Here is a 13,746-nt window from a genome sequence, read left to right on the forward strand (position 1 = left end):
GCGGGTCTTTTCGATTTTGCGGCATGCTTTGATGCCAGAGCCGTAACCCGTCACGGATTTCGGCTGGCCGACATCTCGCCGAAGATCCGGGCAATCTCGTTCTGCAGATTGGGTTCGGGAGCCGGCTGTGGGGCGTTGGGTGTTGCGGCAGTTGCGCGATTTGCTTCCGACAAAATGGCGGCAATCGGCGGGCGCGGGCGGTCGGCGCGGGTTTCTGGCAGGATCTGCGGCGTTTGAGGCGCCGGCTGCGGCGCCGGGTCCGTGGCCAGATGCAGAGCCATTTCTTCTTCGAGGACGCGCTCGAAATCGCTCATGTCGCGCGCTTCGGGTTCGGCCGGTACGCCAGAAGCCTCGCTTTCGACCTGCGGTTCAAAACGTTCCGGTTCCACGAGACGGGAGGTTGCGGGAGCTTGAGCCGGCACAAGAACCCGTTGGCGTGCCGCTTCCAGCAGATCTGCTGCGGCGGGCGCATCGATGACGGTTGGCCCTGCCGCTTGCGGTCCGACCCTGACGTCCTCGACCTTCGGGGCATCAAGCTCGTTCCTCGTGATCGGCTCGACCGGCTCAACCCTGAAAGCTTCAATCGGAGGCGTGCCGCTCGTCTTGGCCTCCGAGGGGCTGTCACCCCTGTCGAGCATCGGCTCATTGCGGCGCATGACCTGTTCGACGGCGGCAGAAGCGGTTGCGGTTGGCGCGGGTGCGACCATCATCGGCTCAAGGCTTGCGGTCGGCTGGGTTGCTGACGGCTCGACAGGCGGTTCAGGGCGCGCGATCGGTTCCATTGCGGGCGACTGGACCCGAACGGGAGGCGCCATCTCCGGGCCTCTTGCGGTGGTCACGGCCGCAGCCGCTATGGGGGGCGCTGCGGCGGCCGCAACTGCTGCCACCGGGGCTGCTGTCACCACGTTCTCGACGGCAGGTTCGGGGCCGCGCACAGGTGCCGCTTGCTGACGACGCTGCTCGACCACAGGCGTGGGCGCGGGCGCGGGCTGGGGATCGGCCGGCGGAGAAACGGTTGCGGGCCGGGGCGTTTCCGCGGCCACAGGGCGTCTGGCCGGCGCTTCTGCTGCGCCATTGGCCACAATGGCAGGCGATGCCACAGCGGGGGATGCGATGGCCGGTGCGGCCGGTTCGGTCGCGACGAGCGCCGGTTGAGCAGCGGGTTTGGGTAAATCCTGCTGCTCGGCCAAAGCCTGGGGCTGGATTGGTCTTGCGCTGAGATAGGGACGTTCGTCGCCGATACCGCTTTCGATCACGATGTCGGTCGGGCCACCGATCATCACGAGATGCTCGACATTGTCGCGGCGGACCAGCACGATCCTGCGGCGAGTGTCGACGGCTGCGGCATCAAGCACTTGCAGCCGGGGCTGGCGGTTGCGGCCGCCACGCACAAAAGGCGAGGGAGCCCGGTTGCGCAGAATCCAGAGCACGATGAACAGGCAGAGCAGAGCGAGGCTGACGCCGAGTGCCGCCACGAGAAAACGATTGCCATAGGCCGAGATCAGGTCATCCAGCATGTGCGTGCTCCTTTTGACTGGCTTTCTGGCAGAAGACGGCCCCTTCCGCAATCTTGCGTGCGACCGCGCCCCTGTCGCCGGGGGCGGAAGGTCGGGCAAGATCGGCCAGGATTGCGGCATTCCTGTGGGGGAGCGGCTGGGCGGAGCCGTATGGCCCTTTCTTTGCTTTTTGCAGCTACGGCATATTGATAAACAGGTGGGAGCGCCGATTCTCGCTAGGTCGGATCTTCCGTGCGCTTAGGCAAGAGGCATCAATGACACGAAAGCAGTATGATCGAGATGGAGACGGCCCGCTGGTCGATCGCCGTAATGGCGTCGGCATGGCGTTGCGCATCCTGCTGCTCGCCCTTGCCCTGATCGCGGCGTCCGCCGCCTTCATCTTTTTCCGCGACCAGCTCGACAATCAGGTTGTGCTTGGCGTTCTCGGCATCCTTGCGATGATGGGGATCTTCTTCATCGTGTCCGCGGTGATCGGTTTCATCGAGGTCATGCCGCAGTCGAACAGCGACACGCTTGCGCGCCGTTTCCTCGCAAGCCAGCCGGATGGCACGCTGATTACCGACAGCGAAGGCCGCATTGTCTTCGCCAACGTGGCCTACGGCACGATGACCGGCGCGCGCAAGCCAACGGAGGTGCAGACGCTCGAAGCGCTACTATCGCGCTACCGGGAATCGAGCGAGGCGCTCTACCGCCTGACCAATGGTCTTCGCGAGGGGCGCGACAGCTACGAGGAGTTCCGGCTGCTGAAGCCGCTCGGCAACCAGACTGTCAACGGCTCGGGTGCACACTGGTACCGGCTGAAGGCGCGGTTGTTGTCGGGTGAAGGACGTGGCAAGCCGCTGCATGTCTGGCAGATTTCGGACATCACCGCCGAACGTGACGATCAGGAGCGCTTCTTCAAGGAATTGCAGCACGCGATCGATTATCTCGACCATGCCCCCGCCGGTTTCTTCTCCGCCGGCCGCAAGGGCGAGATCTATTATCTCAACGCGACGCTCGCCGAATGGCTGGGTGTCGATCTTACCCAGTTCAATCCGGGCTCGATGACGATCTCGGATCTCGTGGCCGGGGAAGGCATGGCGCTGATCGATTCGGTGCAGGCCGAACCGGGCCAGGCTCGCACGGAAACCGTCGACCTCGATCTCAGGCGCGTGAACGGCCAGAGCCTGCCCGTGCGCCTCGTGCACCGCGTCCGCGCCGCTCGCGATGGTGCGCCAGGTGAAAGCCGGTCGATCGTGCTTGCGCGGAGCCAGAGCGAGAACGGCGACCAGTCCGATTCGGTCGCTTCGATGCGCTTCACCCGCTTCTTCAACAATACGCCGATGGCGATCGCCTCTGTCGACGGCGAGGGCCGGATCCTGAGGACCAACGCCCCGTTCATGAAACTCTTTGCCGATATCATCTCGCGGGACGAGATCGAACGGCACGGGCTGATCGAGGTGGTTCTGCACGAGAGCGAACGTGAAGGCTTCCGGGGCGCGCTCGCCGCCGCCATGGACCGACAGGTGGACATCTCGCCGATCGACAGCCGCCATCCGACAAATGACAGCAGGCATTTCCGCTTCTACGTGAACGCCGTGATCGACCAGAGCGACGAGGCGCCGGAAGAGGCGGCGATCGTCTATGCCGTCGACGTGACCGACCAGAAGGCGCTTGAGGCGCAGATGGCGCAGACGCAGAAGATGAACGCGGTGGGGACGCTCGCCGGTGGCATCGCGCATGACTTCAACAACGTGCTGACGGCCATTCTTCTGTCCTCCGACCACCTGCTTCTGCAGGCGCGGCCGTCGGATGCAAGCTTCGCCGACCTCATGGAGATCAAGCGCAACGCCAATCGTGCGGCGGTGCTTGTGCGCCAGCTGCTTGCCTTCTCGCGCAAGCAGACAATGCGGCCGAGTGTCTTGAACCTCACCGATGTGATCGGCGACCTCAGAATGCTGGTCGATCGATTGATTTCGGGCACGAACGTCAAGCTCAAGGTCGAATACGGTCGCGATCTGTGGCCGGTGAAAACAGACCTGTCGCAGTTCGAGCAGGTTCTCATCAACCTCTGCGTCAATGCGCGCGATGCGATGCCCGATGGCGGTTCGATCACCGTTTCGACACACAACATAACTGCCGAGCAGGCCGAAGGTTTTGGCTATCGCGGTTTGCCGTCGGAAGACATGGTGCTGGTCGAGGTGGCCGATACCGGCACCGGTATTGCGCCCGAGATCATGGACAAGATCTTCGAGCCTTTCTTCACGACGAAGGAAGTCGGCAAGGGTACGGGCCTCGGGCTTGCAATGGTCTACGGCATCGTCAAGCAGTCCGGGGGCTACATCTATCCCGAGTCCGAGGTCGGCAAGGGGACGACTTTCCGCATCTTCCTGCCGCGCCACGTGCCCGAGGTTCAGCCGGTGGCCGAAGGCCAGGTCCTGGCCTCAGTCAGCGGTGACACGATCACGGTTGCGACGGCCAGTGCCAAGGCTGAGGCGCAGGATGCTCCTGATCTCACAGGCAAGTCGGCCGTCGTTCTTCTCGTCGAAGATGAGGAGGCTGTTCGGCGCGGCGGTAAGCGCATGCTCGAGACGCGCGGCTATACCGTGCATGAGGCCGGCTCCGGCGTCGAGGCGCTCGACATCATGGAAGAGCTCGACGGGGCGGTAGACATCGTCGTCTCCGACGTCGTCATGCCCGAGATGGACGGCCCCACCCTGCTCACCGAGCTGCGCAAGAAATATCCGGATCTGAAGTTCATCTTCGTGTCGGGTTATGCCGAGGACGCCTTTGCCCGCAATCTGCCGGCCGACGCCAAGTTCGGCTTCCTGCCGAAGCCCTTCTCGCTCAAGCAGCTGGCCGTCGCCGTGCGTGAAATGCTGGATGGCGAAGGCTGAGGCGTTCGTAGAGTTATGGAGTGTGCTTGAAACAAAGATCCCGCCGGATCGCTCCGGCGGGTTCTTTTCTTGTCACGTGATGTGTGGCTGTCAGCCGTTCATGGCGACGGCGATCTCGGCTGCAAGGCGGGCATTGTTCTCGACCAGCGCAATATTGGTCTTCAGCGAGCGACCGCCGGTCAGGTGGAAGATGTTGTCGAGCAGGTATGGTGTCACTGCCTTGCCGGCGATCTCGTCGCGTTCGGCATTGGCAAGCGCCCGGCTGATGTAGATTTCCATCTCCTCGCGCGGGATCTCGTCGCCTTCCGGAACCGGATTGGCGATCAGCATGCCGCCATCGATGCCGAGTTGGTCGCGCATCTTCTGGAAATTGGCGATCGCGGCCGGGCTCTGCAGGTTGAGCAGGCTCTTCAGGCCCGAGCTGCGCGACCAGAAGGCGGGGAAGTCTTCGCTGTCATAGGTGACGACCGGAACGCCGCGCGTTTCCAGAACTTCCAAGGTCTTCGGAATGTCGAGGATCGCCTTCGGGCCGGCCGAAACGACGATCACTGCCGTGCGCGCCAGTTCTTCGAGGTCGGCGGAGATGTCGAAGCTTTCTTCGGCGCCACGGTGCACGCCGCCAATGCCGCCGGTTGCAAAGACATGGATACCGGCGCGGTAGGCGGCGATCATCGTTGCTGCAACGGTCGTCGCACCGTTGCGCCGCTCGGCGATCGCAAAGGCGAGATCGGCGCGTGAGAGCTTCATCACATGCTCCATCTGCGCCAGCGCCTCGAGCTCTGCCGGTTCCAGGCCGATATGCAGCACGCCCTTGATGACGGCAATGGTCGCGGGCACGGCGCCCTGCTGGCGCACGATGTCTTCGACGCTGCGGGCCATCTGCAGATTGCCCGGATAGGGCATGCCATGGGTGATGATCGTCGATTCAAGTGCGACGATCGGCGCGCCGCGCTGCTTGGCGGCGCTGACTTCGCTCGAATAGGTGATGGGCAGAAGGGGCGAGATGGAACGGGTCATGGGGGGATCTTCCGTTAGAAATTCAGGGTCTCATGACAGGAAACGGGCCGGCGCGACAAGAGCCATCTGACGTGCAAGCTTTTCCGGGGAGAGATTTTCATCGGTCGCATTGGGACAGGCGAGCGTGATCGCGGCACTTGCCGTGCCATGGCGGAGCGCTTCGTCCAGTTTCGCGCCGGACAGGCGGGCATGCAGGAAACCGGCGGCGAAGGCATCGCCGGCCCCGGTGACGTCGGCGATCTGCTCGAGCGGCTTCGGCTCTATCACGGCGACGCTGCTCTCATCGAAGACGACGGTTAGGCCGCTGCCGCTTGTGACGCTGCCACCGCGCAAGCCGTTGGCGCGCAACAGGTCCGGCCAGTCCTCCGGCCGCTCGGGGCGCTGACCGGCAATCGCTTCAGCCTCAGCACCATTCATGAAAAGATGGGTGAGCAAGGGCAGGGCGCGCGCGAATTTCACCACCTTGGCAGGCGAAATCGCGATGGCCGACAGCCCCTTGCCGGCCGCATGGCAGGTCGCCGCCAGAACGGTCAATGTGTCTGCCGGCAGGTTGGCGTCGGCCAGAACATGATCTGCCTCGGTCAGGCTGTCGCGCAGCGATCGCGCCCGCATCCGCCGCGCTGAAAAGGCGTCATACAGTGCCATGTCGGCAAGGGCGATGACCAGATTGCCGTCGCGCTCCAGGATGGCCGTGTAGCTCGGGGTCGCGCGATCGAGGAACATCACGGGTTGGTCGTCGAGACCGGCGCGTTCGGCTGCATCCGCCACCATCTGGCCTGCCGCATCGCCGCCGCGTGGCGCAATCAGGCGGACCGAGCGGCCCAAGCGGGAGAGATTGCAGGCCGCGTTGAAGACGCCGCCGCCCACCTCCTCGAACCATTGGCCGGGATTGCTGGCGCCCGGCTTCGTCTCTGCAAAAATGCGGCCGCGTCGGTCGATATGGGCGCCGCCGATCGCCAGGATTTCGATCGTCATGGGCATGCCTCCAGCATCGTCGAAACACGAATCGAACCGCTACCCGGCCGCGTTGACTTAGCAGCTACGCCCGCCACGCGCGGACTCGTGCAGGCGCGCGGAACATCATTCGAACACGCTCTCGAAAACGATTGAAATTCAACCGCTTGGCTTGCTCTTGCAAAATGAGAACAAAAAGAGTACATATTCCCCATCGGCGGCTTCATTGCCTATGCGGCCTCAATAACCTAAAGGTGGATCAAATGGCACAGAATTCTTTGCGGCTTGTAGAGGACAAATCGGTGGATAAAAGCAAGGCATTGGAAGCGGCGCTCTCGCAGATCGAACGGTCGTTCGGCAAGGGCTCGATCATGAAACTCGGCGCGAACGAGAGCGTGGTCGAAGTCGAGACGGTCTCGACGGGGTCGCTCAGCCTCGATATCGCGCTCGGCATTGGCGGCCTGCCGAAGGGGCGCATCATTGAAATTTACGGGCCTGAAAGCTCGGGTAAGACGACGCTTGCGCTGCAGACTATCGCCGAAGCGCAGAAGAAGGGCGGCATCTGCGCCTTCGTCGATGCCGAACATGCGCTTGATCCTATCTATGCCCGCAAGCTCGGCGTCGATCTGCAGAACCTCCTGATTTCGCAGCCGGACACCGGCGAGCAGGCACTTGAAATCACCGATACGCTGGTGCGCTCAGGCGCGATCGACGTGCTCGTGGTCGACTCGGTCGCTGCGCTGACGCCGCGTGCGGAAATCGAAGGCGAAATGGGCGACAGCCTGCCGGGCATGCAGGCTCGCCTGATGAGCCAGGCGCTGCGCAAGCTGACGGCCTCGATCTCCAAGTCGAAGACGATGGTCATCTTCATCAACCAGATCCGCATGAAGATCGGCGTCATGTTCGGCTCGCCGGAAACGACGACCGGCGGTAACGCGCTGAAGTTCTACGCCTCCGTGCGTCTCGACATTCGCCGTATCGGTGCTGTCAAGGATCGCGAAGAGGTCGTCGGCAACCAGACTCGCGTCAAGGTCGTCAAGAACAAGATGGCGCCGCCCTTCAAGCAGGTCGAATTCGACATCATGTATGGCGAAGGCGTCTCCAAGACCGGTGAGCTCGTCGATCTCGGCGTCAAGGCCGGCATCGTCGAGAAATCTGGCGCCTGGTTCTCCTATAACAGCCAGCGTCTCGGCCAGGGGCGTGAGAACGCCAAGCTCTTCCTGCGCGACAATCCTGCGGTGTCCCAGGAAATCGAGATGGCGCTGCGGCAGAATGCCGGACTGATCGCGGAGAAATTCCTTCAGAACGGCGGGCCCGACGCCAACGACGGTGATGTTGCCGACGACGCGTAAACTGCCCTCCATTTTCGACTATCGTGTCGGCCGCGTTTCCTTCGAGACGCGGCCGGTTTTCGTTTCGGCTGCTGGACAGGGATGAAGCCGGGCGATAAAAGCCATTGATTTTGCAAATTGGCCGGCTTCCCGGCCTGAATGAAGGGCGTGACATGAGCGGTGTAAACGACATCCGGTCGACTTTTCTCGATTACTTCAAGACGAACGGTCACGAGGTCGTTTCCTCCAGCCCGCTGGTGCCGCGCAACGACCCGACGCTGATGTTCACCAATGCCGGCATGGTGCAGTTCAAGAACGTCTTCACGGGTCTTGAGCAGCGCCCCTACTCGACGGCTGCGACCGCGCAGAAATGTGTGCGCGCTGGCGGCAAGCACAACGACCTGGACAATGTGGGCTATACCGCGCGCCACCACACCTTCTTCGAAATGCTCGGCAATTTCTCCTTTGGCGACTATTTCAAGGAACGTGCCATCGAGCTTGCCTGGAACCTGATCACCAAGGAATTCGGCATTGACCGCAACCGTCTGCTGGTCACCGTCTACCATACGGATGATGAGGCCCATGGCCTCTGGAAGAAGATTGCCGGCCTCTCGGACGACAAGATCATCCGCATCCCGACCAGCGACAATTTCTGGGCGATGGGTGATACCGGCCCCTGCGGTCCATGCTCGGAAATCTTCTACGATCATGGCGACCACATCTGGGGTGGCCCTCCGGGGTCGCCGGAAGAAGACGGCGACCGGTTCATCGAAATCTGGAACCTCGTCTTCATGCAGTATGAGCAGGTGACGAAGGAAGAGCGCATCGACCTGCCGCGGCCGTCGATCGACACCGGCATGGGTCTCGAGCGCGTTGCGGCACTCCTGCAGGGCAAACACGACAACTACGACATCGACCTGTTCCGCGCATTGATCGACGCCTCCGTCGATCTCACCGGTGTGAAGGCCGAAGGCGAGCGTCGCGCGAGCCACCGCGTCATCGCCGACCACTTGCGCTCGTCCGCCTTCCTGATCGCTGACGGCGTGCTTCCTTCAAATGAAGGTCGTGGCTACGTGCTTCGCCGCATCATGCGCCGTGCGATGCGTCACGCGCAGCTGCTCGGCGCGAAAGATCCGGTCATCTACAAGCTGCTGCCGGTCCTCGTGCAGCAGATGGGCCGCGCCTATCCGGAACTGGTGCGCGCCGAGGCGTTGATCTCCGAGACGCTCAAGCTCGAGGAAACCCGCTTCCGCAAGACCCTGGAGCGCGGCCTGACGCTGCTGTCCGATGCGACGGCTACCCTCGACAAGGGCGACAGCCTCGACGGCGAGACCGCCTTCAAGCTCTACGACACCTATGGCTTCCCGCTCGACCTGACCCAGGACGCGCTGCGCGGCCGGGGTATCGGCGTTGACCTCACCGGCTTCAACGATGCCATGCAGCGCCAGAAGGCCGAAGCCCGTGCCAGCTGGGCGGGCTCCGGTGACAAGGCCCAGGAGACCGTCTGGTTCGAGCTCAAGGAAAAGTTCGGCGCAACCGAATTCTTGGGTTACAGCTCGGAGACCGCCGAAGGCCAGGTTCTGGCCGTCGTCAAGGATGGCAAGGTCATCGAGCAGGCGAGCGCCGGTGACGAGGTGCAGATCGTCGTCAATCAGACGCCGTTCTACGGGGAGTCCGGTGGCCAGATGGGCGATACCGGCGAGATCGTCGGCGAAGGCTTTTCGCTTGCCGTCAGCGACACCCAGAAGAAGGGCGAGGGCGTCTTCGTGCATGTCGCGACCGTCCAGAACGGCGTGGTCAAGGCCGGCGGCGCGGTCCAGCTGAACGTCGATCATGCCCGTCGCTCGCGGTTGCGCTCGAACCATTCCGCTACCCACCTTCTGCATGAGGCACTGCGCGAAGTGCTCGGCACGCATGTCGCCCAGAAGGGTTCGCTCGTTGCACCCGAGCGCCTGCGTTTCGACATCTCGCATCCGAAACCGATCTCGGCCGACGAGCTGAAGGTGGTCGAGGAGATGGCAAACGAGATCATCATCCAGAATGCACCGGTCACCACCCGCCTGATGGCGGTTGACGATGCGATTGCCGAGGGCGCCATGGCGCTGTTCGGTGAAAAGTATGGCGACGAGGTTCGCGTCGTATCGATGGGAACGGCGATGCGTGGCGAGAAGGCCGGCAAGTCCTACTCAACCGAACTTTGCGGCGGCACGCATGTGTCGGCGACCGGCGATATCGGGCTGGTTCGTCTGGTCGGCGAAAGCGCCGTGGGTGCCGGTGTGCGCCGCATCGAAGCGCTGACGGGTGAGGCGGCGCGCGCCTATCTCGCCGAGCAGGACGAGCGCGTGAAGACGCTCGCTTCGACGCTCAAGGTTCAGCCGACTGACGTCGTCGCCCGTGTCGAGGCCCTCGTCGACGAGCGCCGCAAGCTCGAGAAGGAGCTTGCGGATGCCAAGCGCAAGCTCGCCATGGGTGGCGGCGCATCGGGCGGTGCCGAGGCACCGAAGCAGGTGAACGGCATCAATTTCATCGGCCGCATCCTGGCTGGCATCGACGCCAAGGATCTAAAGGGCATGGCTGATGAGGCGAAGGCCGATCTCGCGACCGCTGTCGTCGTCCTGATCGCAGTTGCCGAAGATGGCAAGGCGAGCGCCGTGGTCTCCGTCACGCCTGACCTGACCGACCGTTTCAGCGCTGTCGATCTGGTGCGCGTGGCCTCTGCCGCGCTCGGCGGCAAGGGCGGCGGCGGACGTCCCGATATGGCTCAGGCCGGTGGTCCGGATGGTGCGGAGGCCGAGGCAGCGATTGCTGCTGTCGAGGCAGCACTCGCCTGATCTGATTGCATTTGCGGGATGATCGAGGCCGGGCGTTGCCCGGCCTTTTTCGTTTGAGATTATCGGGATTTACCAATTACTTTTCAATTTCCTTCAGCCTTGCGTGCTAAGCCAAAGTCCTCTTTGAGGTTCGCGACTTGGCCCAAGTTTTTCACATTCCGACGCTTACCGTTTGCCTGGCGGGAACGCTGATCATGGTGTCGGGCTTTCTGACCCTGCTCTGGACCCATGAGCGGGACAACCGAGCCCTGGGTTTCTGGGCGCTGGGTTTCTCGGCCGGTGCGCTCGGCATGGTTCTGGTCAGCCTTCGCGACCTGGCCCCGCCGTTCATCGCGCTTGGTCTCGGCAATGGGCTTGGGATTTTCAGTCTTGGCCTGATCTGGCTTGGTTGCCTTGCCTTCGAGGGCGAAACCAGAAAGGGAGCTGGCTTGGTTGCGGCGGCGGGCGGGATCGTCTGGCTGTCGCTTTTTGCCGTGCCGACATTTGTCGCAGACTTGGGCGTCCGCATTTTCGTCGCCTCCGTCCTCTATTCGGGCTATTCGTTCCTGATCATGCCGGTCCTGTTTCGGGGACAGCGTCGCGAACCTCTTCCCGCTCGCATGCTCGCGCTCATCGCCTTTGGAACGCATGGGGCCGCCTATCTCATCCGTATCCCGATGCAGTTCGTCGAGCCGGTGCAGCTCGTCGCCGGGCATGCGCCATTCTGGTATGGCGCCATGACATTTGGCTTCTTCCTCCAGGGGCTGGTTGCCGCATTGGCTATCTTTGCCATGGTGCATGAACGGGCCACACGCCGATACAAGATCGCCTCCGAAACCGATGCTCTGACCCTCTTGCGCAACAGACGGGCGTTTATCGACGCCATCACCCGGGCGCGTGCCGATATGGGCGGTTCAGCGCCAGGTGCGGTGCTCGCAGTTGTTGATGCGGATCATTTCAAGCAGGTCAACGATACTTACGGCCATGCGACCGGCGATACGGTTCTGGTGGAACTCGCCCGCCTCTTAACACGTGAGGTTCCCGAAGCTGGCATCGTCGGGCGTCTTGGTGGCGAAGAGTTCGGCGTCTATCTGCCGGCCAGTGTCGTGCTGCGTCAGCCGGATCTCTTGGATGTTCTGCGTATCCATGTCAGCAGCATGATCGTCCACCATGAGGTTCTGCTACCGACGATAACCGTCAGCATCGGTGCGGCGTCGCTACCCTCCGGGCCGCTCGATTTCCCCCGTGCCCTGGCGCGCGCCGACAAGGCGCTCTACGTTTCGAAGAAGGCCGGGCGCAACCGGGTGACCTGGGGCGGCTTGGACTGTCCTGCGGAGAGCCAGCACCATCCCCAGGCGACGGAAACTTCCCCCGAATCGGCTTCCGCCGAATCAAGGTCCGCAGCCTGATCGGTTCAGTCGTGACCTTGCGCCGGGCCATGGGCGAGGGTTTCGCGTGCTTCTGCGAGTGTTTTCACGAAGTGGACGCCCGTTTCCGGGATTTCCTGATGATGCAGCATCGTCTTCAACTCGCTGCGTTCCGTGACAACATAAACCTCGACGCCGTGGCGGATGGCCTTGCGGATCACGCTTGCCAGAAGATTGACGCCTGAGGTGTCGACGAAGCGGATCCCGGTGCAGTCGAGTACAAGGTTGCGATGGTCGTCCCCGATGCGGTCGAGCACCGCGCCGGCCGCTGCCACGGCGCCGAAGAAGAAGGCGCCGTCCAGGCGATAGGTGACCGTCGCCGTGTCTGTTGCGTCCAGCGGTTTTTCCGGCCCTTCGGCGGTCACGCGAATGTTCTTCGACATGTGGTGGATGAACTGCAGCGCGGCGAGCGAAAAGCCGACCACTATGCCTTCGGTCAGGTCGCGGAAGACGACGAGCAGGAAGGTGACGGCGAGGATGAGTGCTTCGCCGCGCGAGGAGCGCACGAGGGCCGCAATCGCCGATTTCTCCACCATGTTCCAGGATACGACGGCGAGCACGCCCGCGAGTGCTGCCAGCGGGATATAGGCGGCAAGCGGGGCGGCGATCAGCATGAAGGCAAGCAGGAAGGCCGCATGCAGCATGCCGGAGACGGGGCTCGTGGCGCCGGCTCGCACATTGGTCGCGGTGCGCGCGATCGTGCCTGTCACACAGATGCCGCCGAAGAGCGCCGAGCCGATATTGGCAACGCCCTGTGCCAGCAGTTCCGTGTTCGACCGATGGCGCCGTCCGGTCATGCCGTCCGCAACGACTGCGGAAAGAAGCGATTCGATCGCGCCCAGGAGCGCAAACGCGATGGCATCCGGGAGAACGGCGATCGCCAGTTCGGGCGTGATGGTCGGTAGGGAAGGCAGAGGCAGGCCGGAGGGAATACCACCGAACTTCGAGCCGATCGTTGCGACCGGCAACTGCAGCAGTGCAGCGGCGAGCGAGGCGACGATGACCGCAATCAACAGGCCCGGCCAGGTTGGTCGCGTTCGGCGCAGGACAAGGATGATGGCAATGGTGAGAGCCGCGATTGCTGCGGCTGAGGGGGAGAAGGCCGGAAGGGCGGCGACAATCGCTTCGAGTTTGTCGGCCAGAGGGCCGGGTTCGCCACCGGGGAATGTCAGGCCCAGCAGTTCGCCGATCTGGCTTGCGAAGATGATCACGGCAATGCCGGCCGTAAAGCCGACGGTCACCGGATAGGGGATGAACTTGATGTAGTCGCCGAGCCTCAGCAGGCCGCAGGCGATCAGCATCAGTCCGGCCATGGCGGTTGCGAGCAGCAGGCCGTCGATTCCGTGGGTGGCAACAGTTGTGCTGACCAGAACGATAAAGGCACCGGCCGGTCCGCCGATCTGGTGGCGGCTGCCGCCCAGAAGCGAGACGAGGAAACCACCGATGATCGCAGTATAAAGCCCACGGTCCGGCGTCACGCCGGAGGCGATCGCAATGGCCATGGAAAGCGGCAGGGCCACGATGGCAACGGTCAATCCTGCCAGCGCATCCGCCTTGAGGCGGCCAAGGCCGTAGCCTTCGCGAAATACGCTGATGGTTTTGGGCAGGATGACGTCAGTCATGGTGGTCGCGCTTGCCGGATTGGGGCGTGGCTGGCCCCTCCCGCCACACCTGTAGTTCTATTGGACGCTGAGTCCCGACTTTTGACAACATGGCCAAAGGGATAGTGTCGGTGCGCTGCGCTAGCGGCTCCCAGCGAACGCTGACCGACAGCTGCTGCCAAACCGGTTCTGTTCGCCGTCGTGAATATTGCC

8 protein-coding genes are annotated in these 13,746 nt (G+C 63.0%); 4 read left to right on the top strand and 4 right to left on the bottom strand.

Annotation, left to right across the window (positions count from 1 at the left end; genetic code table 11):
* Positions 1-50: 50 nt before the first annotated feature.
* Complete coding sequence (locus tag BSY240_RS24300) at positions 51-1,517, bottom strand: flagellar biosynthetic protein FliO (protein WP_069041227.1); 1,467 nt, start codon at positions 1,515-1,517, stop codon at positions 51-53.
* Positions 1,518-1,771: 254 nt separating this feature from the next.
* Here BSY240_RS24300 and cckA point away from each other — a divergent pair, with 254 nt between their 5' ends.
* Positions 1,772-4,393 carry a cell cycle histidine kinase CckA gene (gene cckA / locus BSY240_RS01870; protein WP_069041229.1) on the top strand — a complete coding sequence of 874 codons (2,622 nt, stop codon included), beginning with the start codon at positions 1,772-1,774 and terminating at the stop codon, positions 4,391-4,393.
* Between the two features lie 90 nt (positions 4,394-4,483).
* Here the strand turns inward: cckA and BSY240_RS01875 are convergent, their stop codons facing one another.
* Both BSY240_RS01875 and BSY240_RS01880 read right to left on the bottom strand, forming a co-directional pair.
* Positions 4,484-5,410: a pseudouridine-5'-phosphate glycosidase gene (locus BSY240_RS01875; RefSeq protein ID WP_054149779.1), complete on the bottom strand. Its 927-nt coding sequence runs from the start codon at positions 5,408-5,410 to the stop codon at positions 4,484-4,486.
* Positions 5,411-5,440: 30 nt separating this feature from the next.
* Positions 5,441-6,385, bottom strand: a complete 945-nt coding sequence (locus BSY240_RS01880; RefSeq protein WP_069041230.1) for a carbohydrate kinase family protein — start codon at positions 6,383-6,385, stop codon at positions 5,441-5,443.
* Positions 6,386-6,627: 242 nt separating this feature from the next.
* Between BSY240_RS01880 and recA the strand changes: the two genes are divergently transcribed.
* From recA to BSY240_RS01895, 3 genes are all read left to right on the top strand, one after another.
* Positions 6,628-7,716 carry a recombinase RecA gene (gene recA, locus BSY240_RS01885; protein WP_054149777.1) on the top strand — a complete coding sequence of 363 codons (1,089 nt, stop codon included), beginning with the start codon at positions 6,628-6,630 and terminating at the stop codon, positions 7,714-7,716.
* 152 nt (positions 7,717-7,868) lie between these two features.
* Positions 7,869-10,526: an alanine--tRNA ligase gene (gene alaS / locus BSY240_RS01890; RefSeq protein ID WP_069041231.1), complete on the top strand. Its 2,658-nt coding sequence runs from the start codon at positions 7,869-7,871 to the stop codon at positions 10,524-10,526.
* Positions 10,527-10,663: 137 nt separating this feature from the next.
* A complete protein-coding gene (locus tag BSY240_RS01895) occupies positions 10,664-11,914 on the top strand; it encodes a GGDEF domain-containing protein (RefSeq protein WP_236759302.1) in 1,251 nt (416 codons plus the stop codon).
* A 5-nt stretch (positions 11,915-11,919) separates the two neighbouring features.
* Here the strand turns inward: BSY240_RS01895 and BSY240_RS01900 are convergent, their stop codons facing one another.
* On the bottom strand, positions 11,920-13,554 hold the full coding sequence (locus BSY240_RS01900) for a SulP family inorganic anion transporter (protein WP_069041232.1): 1,635 nt from the start codon (positions 13,552-13,554) through the stop codon (positions 11,920-11,922).
* Positions 13,555-13,746 lie beyond the last annotated feature (192 nt).

The organism is Agrobacterium sp. RAC06 (assembly GCF_001713475.1).
Classification (GTDB): Bacteria; Pseudomonadota; Alphaproteobacteria; order Rhizobiales; family Rhizobiaceae; genus Allorhizobium.

What these genes read in the sequence shown, in the direction of transcription:
- BSY240_RS01880 (WP_069041230.1), bottom strand. Translation starts at nt 6,385, where the DNA reads ATGACGATCGAAATCCTGGCGATCGGCGGCGCCCATATCGACCGACGC.
- BSY240_RS01900 (WP_069041232.1), bottom strand. Translation starts at nt 13,554, where the DNA reads ATGACTGACGTCATCCTGCCCAAAACCATCAGCGTATTTCGCGAAGGC.
- BSY240_RS24300 (WP_069041227.1), bottom strand. Translation starts at nt 1,517, where the DNA reads ATGCTGGATGACCTGATCTCGGCCTATGGCAATCGTTTTCTCGTGGCG.
- cckA (WP_069041229.1), top strand. Translation starts at nt 1,772, where the DNA reads ATGACACGAAAGCAGTATGATCGAGATGGAGACGGCCCGCTGGTCGAT.
- alaS (WP_069041231.1), top strand. Translation starts at nt 7,869, where the DNA reads ATGAGCGGTGTAAACGACATCCGGTCGACTTTTCTCGATTACTTCAAG.
- recA (WP_054149777.1), top strand. Translation starts at nt 6,628, where the DNA reads ATGGCACAGAATTCTTTGCGGCTTGTAGAGGACAAATCGGTGGATAAA.
- BSY240_RS01875 (WP_054149779.1), bottom strand. Translation starts at nt 5,410, where the DNA reads ATGACCCGTTCCATCTCGCCCCTTCTGCCCATCACCTATTCGAGCGAA.